Raw genomic sequence first — 12,964 nt, forward strand, 5'->3', positions numbered from 1 at the left:
TTCCAGCACCGCCGATTGCGAGTGCGGCTGGCGCACGAAGGAGCCGACCTTGCGCCGCCGCCGGGCTGATCGAGCGGCGGCGCAAGGTCGGCTCCTTCGTGCGCCAGCCGCACTCGCAATCGGCGGTGCTGGAAATCCCGGAGATCCGCAGCGAGGTCGAGGCGCTGAGCCTGCCCTACCGCTTCGCCCTGCTGCAGCGCCGCCGCCGGCGCAGCACGCAGGCCGACCGCGCGGCCCTCGGGCTGGACGCGCCGGCCCCCGTCCTGGCGCTGACCGTCCGGCACGATGCGGGGGCGCGCCCGTTCTGCCTCGAGGAACGGCTGATCCACCTCGCTTCGGTGCCGGAGGCCGAGACGCAGGACTTCGCCGCGGAGCCGCCGGGGGCCTGGCTCGTCCACCACGTGCCCTGGACCGCGGCCGAGCACCGCATCCGCGCCAGGAGCGCCGATGCCGACCTCGCCGCGCTGATGGCCTGCCCCCCGGGGACGCCCTGCCTCGTCGTCGAGCGCCGCACCTGGAGCGCCGGTCGCCCGGTCACCGTCGTGCGTCTGACCTATCCGGGCGAGGCGCACGAGCTCGTCGCCCGCTTCGCACCGTCACAGAACTGACATGCCAGAGGTGGCGCGAGGGCTCTGGCCCTCACAGGCCCGATCGGCTATCAGCCCCGCCGCCCCGGCAACGGCCGGGCTTGCCGTGCGTGCGCAAGGTCGTCCGCCGGGCGCCTGCCGCGAGGCGGGGCACGAACGGTCGAGAGCGATGCGGTACGAGGTCGAGCGGAAGTTCCTGGTCGCCCATGCGGGCTGGCGCGAGCGCGCGGTGAGCCGGCACCGGCTCACGGACGGCCTCGTGGGCGAGTTCGCGGGCGGCAAGGTCCGGGTGCGGCTCGACGAGGAGCGCGCCTGGCTCACCGTCAAGGGCCGGCGCGACGGCCTGTCGCGGCCGGAATTCGAGTACGAGATCCCGCAGGAGGAGGCCGAGGCGATGCTGCGCCTCGTCTGCGAGACCTGCCTGATCGAGAAGACGCGCTACTGCGTACCGCATGACGGGCTGGTCTGGACGGTCGACGAGTATGGCGGCTCGCTCGCCGGCATGGTCCTGGCCGAGATCGAGCTGGAGCACGAGGCGCAGGCGATCCTCCTGCCGGACTGGCTCGGCCGCGAGGTCACGGCGGATGCGCGCTTTCGCCAATCGACCCTGTTGCGCCTCGCCCGGGAGGCCGGCCGCCCGGTGACCCTGACCGAGGTGATCGCGGCGCAGCTGTGACGGCCCGACCGACACGCGCCGCCCTGACGAGAGGACGAACGATGAGGCGAATCCTGAAGACGTCCCTGTGCGCCCTGGCCCTCGCCGCCGCGGCGGGACCGGCCCCGATCCGGGCCGCGGGCGAGACCTATCCGACCGGGGAGGCGCTGGCGCGCCGCCTCGTCGGCACCTGGGAGCTCGTCTCCTACAAGGTCGAGGACAAGGCGACCGGCAAGCTCGTCGACGCGATGGGCGAGGCGCCGCGCGGGCGCGTGATCTTCACGTCCGACGGCTGGGTGGCGTTCAACCTCGAGGGCAGCGACCGCAAGCCCGCCAGGTCCGAGGCCGACCGCGCCGCCCTGATGCACACCCTGGTCGCCTATATCGGCCGCTACCGGGTCGAGGGCGACCAGTGGGTGACGAGCGTCCAGACCGCCTGGGCGCCCGAATGGGTCGGCACCGAGCAGCGGCGGACCATCCACATCGTGGGCGATTCCGCCGACGTGACGACGCCCTGGCGCGAGATGCCCAACTGGGACGAGGGCCGGCCCTCGCGCAGCATCATCCGCTTCCGCCGCGCCTCCTGAGGCGGCAGCCGCAAAGGCAGCCGTCGGATCTCCCGGCCGGCGCCGTTGAGGAAGCGTTAGCAATCGTCAGCAGGGCTCCGGCCCCTGGACGGTCGAAGCGGCCGGAGCCGTGTCCGGACGGCGATTGTCCTTCGCGCGGGCATCGTCTATGACGCGGCGGCAAAATCATCGAGCTGAAACAGCCAGCGTCTTCTCGTCCCCGGCGGTCGCCACCGCCCGAGGTCGGCTCGCGGTTCGTCCGCGCCCCTCGTGCTCCGGGAAAGCGGACGCTCCCCCCATCGGCCGCGAGCGGACCGGCGGAGCGGGATGAGCGTCGCGAGGGACCGGCCGATCACGGCCGGGGTGCCGCGACCGATACGAGGAAACCCACCCGAAAGGCCTTGGGACGAGCGGGCGCGCCCGTCGTCGCGATCGGACGCCTGTCACGGCCGGGGGCACCTCGCGCGCCTGCCGGCCTCGCACGAGAACGGGGTTTGGCCATGCGTGCCGACGACAAGACCACCTGCCCGACGACCACGGGCTCGACCGGGCTGAGCCGGCGGCAGATCCTCGGCGGGGCGGCCGCCGGCCTCGCCGCCTCGGCGCTGCCCGGTCCGCTCGCCCTGGCGCAGGGCGCCGACAAGGTCGACGTGCTGCTGATCGGCGGCGGTATCATGAGCGCCACGCTCGGCGTGTGGCTCAACGAGCTGGAGCCCGGCTGGTCGATCCGGATGCTCGAGCGCCTCGACCAGGTGGCGATGGAGAGCTCGAACGGCTGGAACAACGCCGGCACCGGCCACTCGGCCTTGGCCGAGCTGAACTACACGCCCGAGAAGAAGGGCAAGATCGAGATCGCCAAGGCGATCGAGATCAACGAGGCGTTCCAGGTCACCCGCCAGTTCCTGGCCTGGCAGGTGAAGAACGGCGTCCTGAATAATCCCAAGTCATTCATCAACTACACGCCACATATGAGCTTCGTCTGGGGTGACGACAACATCGCCTACCTGAAGAAGCGCTACGAGGCGCTGAAGGCGAGCCCGCTCTTCGCCGGGATGGAGTTCTCGACCGATCCCGAGCAGCTGAAGAAGTGGGTGCCCCTGATGATGGAGGGGCGCGACGCGAGCCAGAAGGTCGCCGCCACCTGGTCGCCCCTCGGTACCGACGTCGAGTGGGGCGAGGTCACCCGCCAGTACGTCGCCCATCTCCAGCGCCAGAAGAGCTTCCAGCTCAACGTCTCGACCGAGGTCCAGGACATCGTCAAGAACCCGGACGGCTCCTGGCGCGTGACCTCTCGCAACCTCAAGGACGGGTCGCGCCAGGCGGTCGATGCCAAGTTCGTGTTCATCGGCGCCGGCGGCGGCGCCCTGCACCTGCTCCAGGCCTCGGGCATCCCGGAGGGCCAGGACTATGCCGGCTTCCCCGTCGGCGGCTCCTTCCTGATCAACGAGAATCCGGACGTCGCGACGCTCCACCTCGCCAAGGCCTACGGCAAGGCCTCCGTCGGCTCGCCGCCGATGTCGGTGCCCCATCTCGACACCCGCGTGCTCGGGGGCAAGCGCGTCATCCTGTTCGGCCCCTTCGCGACCTTCTCGACCAAGTTCCTGAAGGAGGGCTCGTATTTCGACCTGCTCACCTCGACCACGGCCAGCAACGTCTGGCCGATGATGAGGGTCGGCATCGACGAGTACCCGCTGGTCGAGTACCTCGCCGGCCAGCTGATGCTCTCCGACGACGACCGGCACGCGGCCCTGCGCGAATACTTCCCCGACGCCAAGAAGGGCGAGTGGCGCCTGTGGCAGGCCGGCCAGCGCGTGCAGATCATCAAGCGCGACCAGGACAAGGGCGGCGTGCTGAAGCTCGGCACCGAGATCGTCAACGCCAAGGACGGCAGCATCGCCGCCCTGCTCGGCGCCTCGCCGGGCGCCTCCACGGCGGCGCCGATCATGCTGCAGGTGCTCGAGAAGGTCTTCGCCAAGAACGTCGCCACGCCCGAGTGGCAGGCGAAGATCCGCCAGATCGTCCCGAGCTACGGTGAGAAGCTGAACGACGATCCGGAGAAGGTGGCGCAGAGCTGGGCCTATACCAGCGAGCAGCTGCAGCTGCCGGCCCCGCCGACGATCGACCGCGGCCCGCTGAAGCCGACGCCGGTGAGCGATACCGTGCTCAGCAGCAGCGACACGCCGGTCAAGGGGCCGGTCCACGACCTGGCGCCCTGACGCAGGCCCGGCCGCCCGGTCGGCCCTCGGGGGCCTCACCGGGCGGCGCAGGCGATCGCGAACAGCGCCAGCCCGACCGCCATCCAGGCCACGTCGTCGCCGACGAGCCCGCTATGCAGGGCCTGGAGCGCGCCGAAGCCCGCGCGCTCGGCCCGGGCGATCCGCCGCATCGCCCGCGACAGGGCACGCCGGCGCGCCAGGGCGAGGACCAGGACGGCCAGGGCCAGCCCGACCGGCGCGAAGTCGACGGGTCCGGGGGGCGTCCGGTCTTCGTAATGGTCTAGCGCCGCCGGATTGGGCGCGTTCGGGGGCTCTCACCGGTTCGCCATCCGGCTCAGCACGTCGGCGAGCGTCAGGGTGAAGAGGATCGCGGCCCAGAACAGGCCGCAGGCGGCGACGATCCGCACGAGGCCGCTGGCATGCTTGAGCTGCATGAAGACCAGGGCGACCAGCGCCGTCTTGGCGCCGGCGATGCCGAAGCCGATCGCGGTGTCGATGCGCCCGTACGGCCAGTAGGCGGCCCAGGTGCTCAGGGCGAGGAGCGCCATCAGGACGACCCAGACCGGGAGGTTGCGGCGCCACACGATGCCCGGGCCCTCGGGGTCCGGCGTTTCGGATTTCGGAGGCTCGGATTTCGGAGTCTCGGATTTCGGAGACTTGGCGCTCATCCGGACCGTCCCGGCAGGTAGAGCATCGGGTAGAGGAACACCCAGACCAGGTCGACGAGGTGCCAGTAGAGCGCCGTCACCTCGACCTGCGGGTTCTCGGCGAGGATATCGGGGTCGCGCCAGCCCTTCACGGTCAGCCGCACCACCAGCACGATGCCGATGCTGAGGTGGATCGCGTGCACCACCGTGACGAGCCAGTAGAAGGCGAAGAAGATCTGGGCCGGGCCCCGATCCAGGGCGAAATGCGCGCCGGGCACCAGATGCTTCTCGATGTCCTCGCGGTACTCGAAGCCCTTCACCACCAGGAAGGCGAGGCCGAGGGCGGCGGTGGCGGCGAGGCACCGGAGCGTCAGGCGGCGGAACAGACCGGTCTCGGCGGCTTGCGAGGCCACCGCCATGGTCAGGCTGCTGGTGAGCAGGATCGCGGTGTTGAGGGTGCCGTAGACGATGTTGGTCTCGCGGCCCGCCGCCGCGAAGGCCTCCGGATGGGCGAGCCGGGCGGCGGTGTAGGTCAGGAACAGGGCGCCGAAGAACAGGACCTCGCTCGCCAGGAAGATCCAGATCCCCAAGGTCGCGCCGTCGCGCTGGCGGGCGAAGGCGGTCCCGGGATCGGTCTCCAGCTCGCTCCACGGCTCGCGCAAGCGGGCCTCGATCTCGACGCGGCTCATGCGGGCGACCTCATGTCAGTGACCCCCGCGAGGGCAGGCGCGGCTGGTCGTGGACCGGGGCCACGCCCTCCGGATGGTAGTTGTAGGGACCGCCCTGGACCCGCGGCGAGCCGAAGAAGTTCCGCCGGGGCGGCGGCGAGGAGGTGCGCCATTCGAGCCCGCTCGCGTCCCACGGGTTGTTCCCCGCCCGCTCGCCGAACAGCAGCGACCAGGTGAGATAGCCGAGCGGCATCAGGTAGGCGGCGGCGAGCACCGCCGCGCCCGCCGAGGAGAGCACGTTCCAGATCTGGAATTCCGGCGGATAGACGTGGTAGCGCCGCGGCATGCCGAGATAGCCGGCGATGAATTGCGGGAAGAAGGTCAGGTTGAAGCCGAAGAACATCAGGATCGCGGCGAAGCGGGCCCAGGTCTCGGGATAGGTTCGCCCGGTGATCTTCGGCCACCAGAAGTGCAGGCCGCCGAAATAGGCCGAGACCGAGGCGCCGACCATGATGTAGTGGAAGTGGGCGACGACGAAGTAGGTGTCCTGGACGTGGACGTCGACCGGGATCGAGGCGAGGAACAGGCCGGTGAGGCCGCCCAACGTGAACAGCCCGACGAAGCCGAGGGCGTAGAGCATCGGCGATTCGAATCCGACCTGGCCGCGATAGAGCGTGCCGGTCCAGTTGAACACCTTGATGGCGGAGGGCACCGCCACGATGAAGGACAGGAACGAGAACACCAGGGCCGCGTAGGGCGACATGCCCGAGGTGAACATGTGGTGGCCCCAGGTGAAGAAGCCGATCACCGCGATCGCCACCAAGGCGTAGACCATGAAGGTGTAGCCGAAGACTTTTCGGCGCGAAAAGCAGGTGATCAGCTCCGAGACCACGCCCATCGCCGGCAGGACCATGATGTAGACCGCTGGGTGCGAGTAGAACCAGAACAGGTGCTGGAACAGGATCGGGTCGCCGCCGCGGGCCGGATCGAAGATCGGCAACCCGAAGGTGCGCTCGGCGAAGACCAGCAGCAGGGTCACGGCGAGCACCGGCGTGGCCAGCACGAACATCAGGCTCGTCGTGTACATCGCCCAGACGAAGAGCGGCAGGCGAAACCAGGTCATGCCCGGCGCCCGCAGGAGGTGGACGGTGCCGATGAAGTTCACCCCCGTGGCGATCGACGAGAAGCCGGTGGTGAACACGCCCAGCACCGTGAGCGAGACCCAGGTGTTGGAGAAGACGGTCGAGTACGGGACGTAGAAGGTCCAGCCGGTATCGACCCCGCCGGCCAGCAGCGCCGCCACCGCGAGGAGCCCGCCGCCGAGGTTGAGGTACCAGCTGATCAGGTTCAGCTTCGGGTAGGCGACGTCCCGCGCGCCGATCATCAGCGGTACGAGGAAGTTGCCGAGCGTGTTGGGGATGGAGGGGATCAGGAAGAACCACACCATCACCACGCCGTGCAGCGTGAACAGCTTGTTGTAGGTGTCGGCCCGGAGCACATCCGCCTCGGGCGTGGCGAGTTCGAGCCGCACCAGCGTGGCCGCCGCCCCACCGATGAAGAAGAACACCGTGATGGTGATCGCGTAGAGGATCGCGATCCGCTTGTGGTCGGTGGTGAGGAGCCAGGAGCGGACGCTGTGCCCGTCGGCGAGATAGCTGACCGGCAGGCGCAGGTCGAGCTCGTCCGGGTCGGCGAGGCCGGTGGGGCTGGCGGTGGTGCCGGCGGTGGTGCTCATGGGGAGCCTCCGACTTCATCTCCGACGCCGTCGCCCTCCCCCGAGGGAACTCGGGCTTGCCCGAGTTCCGCATCCCGATGCCCAAGTCGGGCAAGCCCGACTTGGGACGGGGGAGGGTTGGGGCTGGCCGCACTCATGGCCGCACCCCCGGTCCCGGCTGATCGAGCACCGGGGCGCCGGGCACCATGGCGGGGCTGCGCTCCCGCACCCCGCCGGGGACGTTCGAGCGAAGGTCCGGCGTCCCGAGCGCCCGCACCACCCCCGGCTCCGAGCCGAGCGCGCGGATATAGGCGGTGATCGCCTGGATCTCGCCGTCGTCGAGGAGGCCGGCATAGCTCGGCATGACGGGGGCGTAGCCCGCCACCACGTCGCGGCCGGGCTGGAGGATCGAATCGCGGAGATAGGCCGCGTCGGCGGTGGCGAAGCGGCCGCCCTCGAGGGGGACCGGGCGTTCCCAGATCCCCGCGAGGCTCGGCGCGTGCACGGCCGAGCCCGGGGCGTGGCAGCCGGCGCAGCCGCGCTCGGAAAAGAGGCGCTCGCCCTGATGCGCGAGGTCGTCGCCCTCCGGCTGCGCCGACAGCCAGCGCGCATAGGCCTCCGGCTCCATCACGATCACCCGGCCGAGCATCCGGGCGTGGTCGGTGCCGCAATACTCGGTGCAGAGCAGGTGGAAGGTGCCGGTCTTGGTCGCCTGGAACCAGGCCTCGGTCTGCTGGTCGGGCAGCACGTCGCGCTTGAGCCGGAAGGCCGGCACGAAGAACGAGTGGATCACGTCCTGCGAGGTCATGATGAGCTTGACCGGCGCGTTCACCGGCACGTGCAATTCGTTGATCTCGCGGGCGCCGTTCGATCCTTGAACCTTCCACATCCACTGCTTGGCGACGACGTGGATCTCGATGGCGTTCGGCGGCACCGAATAGGCGCCGATCTCCGCCGAGGCGGCCCACCAGAAGATGAAGACGAACAGGAAGATCGTCGCGGCGGTCCAGCCGATCTCGAACTCGCGCGAGACGATCTCGGGCAGGGGATGGCGATCGGCCTTCGAGCCGCGGCGGAAGCGGATCGCGAAGACCAGCAGCAGCCCGACCACCAGGGCGAGGATCAGGGCGGAGGCGATCGTCAGCCCGATGAAGATCCGGTCGGTCAGCACGGCCTGGAGCGAGGCCGATTCCGGCATGAGGCGGCCGACCATCAGCGCGCCTCCCGCGGCGAGGCCGCGGCGGATCCGGGCGGCGGCAGCGGGCTCGCGGCGCCGCCGCGGCTGCCGAAGGGCGGCACGCGCTCCGGCTGGAGCGGGGCGGCGTAGGCGTCGGCCCCGCGTTCTGCCAGGCGCCGCATCGCCTCCGCCACCGGCATCCGGGCGATGCCCTGGGCCCGGTCGACCCAGGCATAGCTGTCGAGGCGCCGGCGCTGGTCGGCGAGGAGGCGCGCGAGGTCGCCTTGCGGGTCGCGCTGCAGGGCGGGCCCCGCGAAGGTGCGGGCGGGCTCGGTATTGGGGCTGGTGATCACCGTGTCGCGGTAGACCCGCAGGGCCGCGAGGGTGGCGGCGACGAAGACCACGATGAGGAGGCCGGTGAGCAGCACCGGCTTCAGGCGGATGTCGGGCGCCTCCGGCGGCCCCTCCGCATGGCCGACCGCATCATGGCCGACCGCGTCGTCGCGCACGGGAGCGGAGGCGTCAGGCATGCCGGAGCCTCCGTCCGAACCGTCCGGCGAGGCGCAAGGCGAGGAGGCCGGCGATCACGAGGCCGGCGAGCCACGGGCCGGCGACGATGGCCGCCCCGCCTGCCCCGGTCTCCCAGGCCGGCAGGACCAGCCAGACGAAACGCAGGACCAGCCCGAGGAGGACGAGGAGGCCGACGAGGCGCAGCGCCCCCGGGCTGCGGCGCACGGCCCCGAGCAGGAGGAGCAGGAACGGGACGAGTCCGCCGGCCGCCACGGCCGCCCCGATCACGGCCGGGTAGGGGCTCGCCGCGCGCCGCAGGTAATAGGCCGCCTTCGCCGGCAGGTCGCCGTACCAGGCGACCACGTAGGACATCAGGCCGACATAGAGCACGCCGAGCAGGGTCGCGAGGAGGAGGTTGGCGAGGTCGGGGGCGGTCTTGCCGTCGAGCCCGCGCGGGCTCGCCACGGCGGCGAGGGCCAACGCGGCGAGCAACTGGTGCAGGGCGAACCCGGCGCCGAAGGCCGAGGAGGTGAAGCGGGGCTCCAGCGACAGGATCCAGTCCACCGGCACGAGGCTGATGGTCAGGCCGTAGAAGGCGAGGCCGAGGCCGGCGACGAGCCGGGTGCAGCGTCCCGCCAGAACCAGCCCGGCCAGCACCGACCAGCCGAGGAGCGCGACCGCGCCGCGGGCCGTGAACGAGGCCGGGTTGAGGTAGAGGGCCGCGACGTCCGGCTTCACCGCGCCCGGGTCGGCGGCCCACGGATAGAGCGCGGGCAGGGCCGCGGCGACGCCGAGGAAGCCGAGGGCGACGAGCGGCAGGAGCGCGGCGGCGGGGCGCAGGATCGGCGCCAGCGCCTCGCCCCAGCGCCCGCCGGTGATTCGGTGGACGAGCAGCAGCACCAGGCTGCCGGCGGGGGCGGCGCCGAAGGCGATCCAGGCGAGGAGCCAGCCGCGGGCGAGGGCCTCGGTCACGGCCGGCCTCCGGGCGCTGTCCCGGCCGGGATTCTCTCCCGAAGGCCCGGCACCTCCGCGACGCGGGCGCCCTGGGAGAGCTGGAGCGCGCGGATATAGGCGGCGATCGCCCATCGGTCCCGCGGCTCGACCCGGTTGGCGTAGCGGTCCATCGCGCCGTAGCCGTGGGTGATGACGTCGACGAGGTAGCGGGCCGGCGCCGCCCGCAGCCTGTCCTCGTGGTAGGACGGAGGCTTGGGAAAGCCGCGGGCGACGATCATGCCGTCGCCGTGGCCGGTGAGCCCGTGACAGGGCGTGCAGATCGCCTCGTAGCGCTCGCGCCCGCGCCGGAGCAGGGCGGCATCGACGGGAGGCGGATCGGCGAGCGCCGCCTCGTCGGCCAGCGCCCCCTGCCGCACCGTTCCGTCCGGAGGGGTACGGGCCGCGGCCCCGTCGGCCCAGAGGTCGGCGCGGCGATAGACGTCGTAGCGCTTCTGCCGCGCCATCGAGAGGTCGTCGCAGGCGGCGAGCAGCAGGAGCGGGAGGAGCAGGAGCCGGCCGGTCACGGATGCGTCTCCGCCACCAGGCCGGCCCCGGCCTCCTCGAGGAGCCGGCGCAGGGCGTCCGGGTCGCCCTTCGGGGCGACGAGGAGCAGGAAGCGGTCCTGGCTCGCCCGCTCGAGTTGCGGCATCACGAACAGCGGATGATGCAGCCGCGGCAGCCCGCAGGTGACGAGGAAGGCCGTGAAGCCCGCGATGGCGGCGGCCAGCACGCCGACCTCGAACGGCACCAGGAGGAAGACCTGCCAGCTGTGCAGCGGCCGGCCGCCGGAATTCAGCGGGTAACCGTGGACGGCGCTCCACCATTGCAGGGCGTACATCGCGGCCGCGGCGCCGAATCCGGCGAGCGCCATGGCGGGCCGGATGCGGCGCGGGGCGGGATCGAAAGCCTCCGACAGCTCTTCGAGCGGGAAGGGGGTGAAGGCGTCGATGGCGCGGTGGCCCTCGCTCGTCGCGCGCCGCCACGCGGTGACCAGGGCGTCGGGGGTCTCGAACTCCGCGAGGAGGGGCGTGGTCACGGGCGCGCCTCCCGGATTCGGCAGCCGTGACGCATCACGCCGCCCCCTCGTCCCGCGCCAGCTGCCGCACCTCGTGCATCGAGACGATCGGCAGCAGGCGCGCCAGCACCAGGAACAGGAAGGCGAACAGGCCGAGCGGCCCGAACAGGATCGCCAGGTCGTAGAGGCTGGTGTGGTAGGTCCGCCAGAGCGTGACGGCGTGGCCGTGCGAGAGCGTGTTCCAGACGATCAGGACCCGCTCGAGCCACATGCCGACGTTGATCAGCACCGAGATCCCGGCGAGCCACCACAGGTTCCGCCGCACCCGGCGCCACCACAGCGCCTGCGGCGCCAGACAATTGCAGAACAGGAGCGCGCCGTAGAGCGGCGCGTAATCGCCGGTGAAGACGTAGCCGATGACCGTGCGGTCGGCATGCTCGCCGCCATACCAGGCCGTGAACCACTCGGTGGCGTAGGAGAACGCCATGACGATCGAGGCGAACAGCATCACCTTCGCCATGGCGTCGAAATGGGCCGGCGTGATCATCGCCTGGAGGTTCAGGCCCCAGCGGATCAGGATCGCCAGCACCACCACCATGGCGAAGCCCGAGAACATCGCGCCGACGACGAAGTAGGGCGGGAAGATGCTCTCCTGCCAGCCGGGCATCAGGCTCGCGGCGAAATCGAGACCGACGATCGAGTGGACCGAGCAGACGAGCGGCACGGCGAGCGCCGCCATGGTGAGGTGGTAGGTCTCGTAGGCGCGCCAGTGCCGGGCGGAGTTGCGCCAGCCGAGCGCCAGCGCGCCGTAGGTCACCCGGCCGGCCCGCGTGCTCGCGCGGTCGCGCATCGTGGCGAGGTCGGGCAGCAGGCCGGTGAACCAGAACAGGGCGGAGAACGCGAGGTAGCTCAGGATCGCCCAGAAATCCCAGACCAGGGCCGACCGCCATTGCGGCCAGAGATCCATGGTGTTCGGGTAGGGCGCCAGCCAATAGGCATAGAGCGGCCGGCCGAGATGGATGATCGGAAACAGCCCGGCGATGGCGGCGGCGAACAGGGTCATCGCCTCGGCGAAGCGGTTGATCGAGGCGCGCCAGCGCTGGCGCGTGAGCAGCAGCATCGAGGAGATCAGCGTGCCGGCATTGCCGATGCCGATCCACCAGACGTAGTTCGCGATCGAGAAGCCCCAGACCACGGTGGTGTTCACGCCCGACAGCCCGATCCCGACCGTGAGCACCGCCCCGATGGCGCCGAGCGTCAGCAGGACGAGGGGCAGGGTGCACAGGAGCGCGACGACCCAGGCGCGGCCGAAGCCGTCCCGCTGGATCGGATCGGCGACGGCCGCCGTGATCGCCCCGTAGCCGAGGCGCTCGGCGTCGAGCAGCGGATGGGGCTCTCCGCTCACGTCCGGTCCTCCCGGACGGGGTTGCGCAGGTCCGCGAGGTAGGTGGTGCGCGGCCGGGTGTTCAGCTCCGCCATCAGGGCGTAGTGGCGCGGATCCGCGCGCTGCGCCGCCACCGGGCTGTCCGTGGCGTTCAGGTCGCCGAAGCGGATGGCCCGCGTCGGGCAGGCGGATTGGCAGGCGGTCGAGACCTCGCCCATCGGGCGCCCGTCGCGCTCGGCCGCCTGGCGCTCGGTGGCGATGCGCTGGACGCAGTAGGTGCACTTCTCCATCACGCCGCGGGCCCGCAACGTGACGTTGGGGTTGCGCTGCGCCCGCACCGGCTCGGCGCCGAGGCTCGCGTATTCCTGCCCGTCGGCATAGCCGAAGAAGTTGAAGCGGCGCACCTTGTAGGGGCAGTTCGCCTCGCAGAAGCGGGTGCCGACGCAGCGGTTGTAGACCTGGAGGTTCAGCCCCTCGCCGTCATGGACCGAGGCCGCCACCGGGCAGACCGGCTCGCAGGGCGCGTGCTCGCAATGCATGCACGGCACCGGCTGGAACCCGGCCTCGATCCGCCCGGGTTTTCCGGAATCGTAGAGGTCGACGCGCAGCCAGTGCATCATCCGGCCGCGGGCGACCTCCTCGGGCCCCACCACCGGGACGTTGTTCTCGGACTGGCAGGCGATCACGCAGGCGTTGCAGCCGATGCAGGCCATGGTGTCGATCACCATGCCCCAGGCATGGCCGTCTGCATCGCCCGTCCAGGGGGCGAGCAGGGTCGGCTGGTCCGATCCGTCGCCCTTCGGCTCCGACGCGGCGAGCGCCGCGAGGTCGA

The 12,964-nt window shown here is 71.2% G+C and carries 15 protein-coding genes; 4 read left to right on the forward strand and 11 right to left on the reverse strand.

Annotation, left to right across the window (positions count from 1 at the left end; all coding sequences use genetic code 11):
* The 4 genes from VQ03_RS29440 to mqo form a co-directional block, all read left to right on the forward strand.
* Window positions 1-608 (forward strand): UTRA domain-containing protein (locus VQ03_RS29440; protein ID WP_048454496.1); only part of this gene is annotated, 608 nt, incomplete at its 5' end.
* A 148-nt stretch (window positions 609-756) separates the two neighbouring features.
* Complete coding sequence (locus tag VQ03_RS29445) at window positions 757-1,263, forward strand: CYTH domain-containing protein (protein WP_048454484.1); 507 nt, start codon at window positions 757-759, stop codon at window positions 1,261-1,263.
* 41 nt (window positions 1,264-1,304) lie between these two features.
* Window positions 1,305-1,829, forward strand: coding sequence for a lipocalin-like domain-containing protein (locus VQ03_RS29450; protein ID WP_048454485.1), 525 nt, complete (start codon window positions 1,305-1,307; stop codon window positions 1,827-1,829).
* 479 nt (window positions 1,830-2,308) lie between these two features.
* On the forward strand, window positions 2,309-4,024 hold the full coding sequence (gene mqo / locus VQ03_RS29455) for a malate dehydrogenase (quinone) (RefSeq protein ID WP_048454486.1): 1,716 nt from the start codon (window positions 2,309-2,311) through the stop codon (window positions 4,022-4,024).
* Between the two features lie 35 nt (window positions 4,025-4,059).
* Here the strand turns inward: mqo and VQ03_RS35140 are convergent, their stop codons facing one another.
* The 11 genes from VQ03_RS35140 to VQ03_RS29505 form a co-directional block, all read right to left on the reverse strand.
* On the reverse strand, window positions 4,060-4,194 hold the full coding sequence (locus VQ03_RS35140) for a hypothetical protein (RefSeq protein WP_280948557.1): 135 nt from the start codon (window positions 4,192-4,194) through the stop codon (window positions 4,060-4,062).
* A 144-nt stretch (window positions 4,195-4,338) separates the two neighbouring features.
* Window positions 4,339-4,692 (reverse strand): cytochrome C oxidase subunit IV family protein, encoded by a 354-nt coding sequence (locus VQ03_RS29460; RefSeq protein WP_083468310.1) that lies wholly within the window; start codon window positions 4,690-4,692, stop codon window positions 4,339-4,341.
* Entirely contained in the window at window positions 4,689-5,360 is a 672-nt protein-coding gene (locus VQ03_RS29465) for a cytochrome c oxidase subunit 3 (RefSeq protein ID WP_048454487.1), read from the reverse strand. Before VQ03_RS29465 ends, VQ03_RS29460 begins: the two co-directional genes overlap by 4 nt.
* Before the next feature lie 10 nt (window positions 5,361-5,370).
* Entirely contained in the window at window positions 5,371-7,074 is a 1,704-nt protein-coding gene (gene ctaD, locus VQ03_RS29470) for a cytochrome c oxidase subunit I (RefSeq protein WP_048454488.1), read from the reverse strand.
* A gap of 133 nt (window positions 7,075-7,207) precedes the next feature.
* Window positions 7,208-8,266: a cytochrome c oxidase subunit II gene (gene coxB, locus VQ03_RS29475; protein WP_048454489.1), complete on the reverse strand. Its 1,059-nt coding sequence runs from the start codon at window positions 8,264-8,266 to the stop codon at window positions 7,208-7,210.
* Window positions 8,266-8,760, reverse strand: a complete 495-nt coding sequence (locus VQ03_RS29480; RefSeq protein WP_048454490.1) for a hypothetical protein — start codon at window positions 8,758-8,760, stop codon at window positions 8,266-8,268. The genes coxB and VQ03_RS29480 overlap by 1 nt, the downstream gene beginning before the upstream one ends.
* Window positions 8,753-9,712, reverse strand: coding sequence for a hypothetical protein (locus tag VQ03_RS29485; RefSeq protein ID WP_048454491.1), 960 nt, complete (start codon window positions 9,710-9,712; stop codon window positions 8,753-8,755). The genes VQ03_RS29480 and VQ03_RS29485 overlap by 8 nt, the downstream gene beginning before the upstream one ends.
* Complete coding sequence (locus VQ03_RS29490) at window positions 9,709-10,197, reverse strand: c-type cytochrome (protein WP_083468311.1); 489 nt, start codon at window positions 10,195-10,197, stop codon at window positions 9,709-9,711. Before VQ03_RS29490 ends, VQ03_RS29485 begins: the two co-directional genes overlap by 4 nt.
* A gap of 56 nt (window positions 10,198-10,253) precedes the next feature.
* Complete coding sequence (locus VQ03_RS29495; protein WP_048454493.1) at window positions 10,254-10,769, reverse strand: DUF3341 domain-containing protein; 516 nt, start codon at window positions 10,767-10,769, stop codon at window positions 10,254-10,256.
* A gap of 34 nt (window positions 10,770-10,803) precedes the next feature.
* Entirely contained in the window at window positions 10,804-12,153 is a 1,350-nt protein-coding gene (gene nrfD / locus VQ03_RS29500) for an NrfD/PsrC family molybdoenzyme membrane anchor subunit (protein ID WP_048454494.1), read from the reverse strand.
* Window positions 12,150-12,964 (reverse strand): 4Fe-4S dicluster domain-containing protein (locus VQ03_RS29505; RefSeq protein WP_048454495.1); only part of this gene is annotated, 815 nt, incomplete at its 5' end. The genes nrfD and VQ03_RS29505, both read right to left, overlap by 4 nt.

The sequence above is a fragment of the Methylobacterium tarhaniae genome, assembly GCF_001043955.1.
Lineage (GTDB): Bacteria > Pseudomonadota > Alphaproteobacteria > Rhizobiales > Beijerinckiaceae > Methylobacterium > Methylobacterium tarhaniae.

Excerpts from the sequence above, each read along its gene's own strand:
- VQ03_RS29445 (WP_048454484.1), top strand. The coding sequence starts at position 757 with ATGCGGTACGAGGTCGAGCGGAAGTTCCTGGTCGCCCATGCGGGCTGG.
- VQ03_RS29450 (WP_048454485.1), top strand. The coding sequence starts at position 1,305 with ATGAGGCGAATCCTGAAGACGTCCCTGTGCGCCCTGGCCCTCGCCGCC.
- mqo (WP_048454486.1), top strand. The coding sequence starts at position 2,309 with ATGCGTGCCGACGACAAGACCACCTGCCCGACGACCACGGGCTCGACC.
- VQ03_RS35140 (WP_280948557.1), bottom strand. The coding sequence starts at position 4,194 with ATGCGGCGGATCGCCCGGGCCGAGCGCGCGGGCTTCGGCGCGCTCCAG.
- VQ03_RS29460 (WP_083468310.1), bottom strand. The coding sequence starts at position 4,692 with ATGAGCGCCAAGTCTCCGAAATCCGAGACTCCGAAATCCGAGCCTCCG.
- VQ03_RS29465 (WP_048454487.1), bottom strand. The coding sequence starts at position 5,360 with ATGAGCCGCGTCGAGATCGAGGCCCGCTTGCGCGAGCCGTGGAGCGAG.
- ctaD (WP_048454488.1), bottom strand. The coding sequence starts at position 7,074 with ATGAGCACCACCGCCGGCACCACCGCCAGCCCCACCGGCCTCGCCGAC.
- coxB (WP_048454489.1), bottom strand. The coding sequence starts at position 8,266 with ATGGTCGGCCGCCTCATGCCGGAATCGGCCTCGCTCCAGGCCGTGCTG.
- VQ03_RS29480 (WP_048454490.1), bottom strand. The coding sequence starts at position 8,760 with ATGCCTGACGCCTCCGCTCCCGTGCGCGACGACGCGGTCGGCCATGAT.
- VQ03_RS29490 (WP_083468311.1), bottom strand. The coding sequence starts at position 10,197 with ATGGCGCGGCAGAAGCGCTACGACGTCTATCGCCGCGCCGACCTCTGG.